Raw genomic sequence first — 264 nt, forward strand, 5'->3', positions numbered from 1 at the left:
CGCGCTGGTGGGCTCGAAGCAGTTCATCATGGAGAAGGTGTTCCCGTTCGTGCGCAGCGCGGGCCCGACGCTCTCCGCGTTCAACGCGTGGGTGCTGCTCAAGGGCATGGAAACGCTCTCGCTGCGCGTGGAAAAGCAGTCGGCCAACGCGCTCGAAATCGCGCGCTGGCTGGAGGCGCATCCGTCGGTCAAGCGCGTCTACTACCCGGGCCTCGCCTCGCATCCGCAGCATGAACTGGCGATGCGCCAGCAAAAAGCGGGCGG

The 264-nt window shown here is 66.3% G+C and carries 1 protein-coding gene; it reads left to right on the plus strand.

Translation table 11 applies throughout. The features are described 5' to 3' along the window. Positions 1-264 (plus strand): PLP-dependent transferase (locus SB816_RS32440; RefSeq protein WP_410548304.1); only part of this gene is annotated, 264 nt, incomplete at both ends.

The sequence above is a fragment of the Achromobacter sp. SIMBA_011 genome, from assembly GCF_046535435.1.
Classification (GTDB): Bacteria; Pseudomonadota; Gammaproteobacteria; order Burkholderiales; family Burkholderiaceae_B; genus Achromobacter; species Achromobacter dolens.